The organism is Pseudoxanthomonas kalamensis DSM 18571 (assembly GCF_010211745.1).
Lineage (GTDB): Bacteria > Pseudomonadota > Gammaproteobacteria > Xanthomonadales > Xanthomonadaceae > Pseudoxanthomonas_A > Pseudoxanthomonas_A kalamensis.
The window spans coordinates 1-574 of record NZ_PDWQ01000105.1 but is presented as its reverse complement, the minus strand read 5'-3'; the positions used below and the strand labels follow the sequence as shown (position 1 = coordinate 574).

General features: G+C 63.9%; 1 protein-coding gene. It reads left to right on the top strand.

Annotated elements, in window-relative coordinates; genetic code table 11:
* Positions 1-574 (top strand): cation diffusion facilitator family transporter (locus CSC70_RS14245; RefSeq protein WP_162457224.1); only part of this gene is annotated, 574 nt, incomplete at both ends.

Sequence of the window (574 nt, the reverse complement as noted above, 5' to 3'; positions counted from 1 at the left end):
GTATCAGGAAGCCACCTTCATCGCAGTGATCGGCCTGCTGGTGAACCTGATTTGCGCGTGGTGGCTGCGCGATTCGCATGGACATGGCCACGCGCACGGGCATCACCATGGTCACACGCACGCGCATGCCGGTCACGGCCATGCACACACACACGATGGTCATGGTCATGGTCATGGTCATGGTCATGGTCATGGTCATCACCACGATGCGCACAGCGATCTCAATCTGCGCGCGGCATATCTGCACGTGGTGGCCGATGCCGCGACCTCGGTGCTCGCCATCGTGGCGCTGGTGGCCGGCATGCACTGGGGCGTGACCTGGCTGGATCCCATCATGGGCATCGTCGGCGCAATGCTGGTCACCGTCTGGGCCTGGGGATTGCTGCGCAGCACCGGCAGCGTGTTGCTGGATGCGGAAATGGACGCACCGGTGGTGGCGGAAGTGAAGCAGGTCATCGCCGCGCTTGGGCATGCGATCGACATCGCCGACCTGCATGTCTGGCGCGGCGGCAGCGAGTGTTATGCCTGCGTCGTCAGCCTGGTCACTGCCGCCGACATCGATGCGGACCTGGTG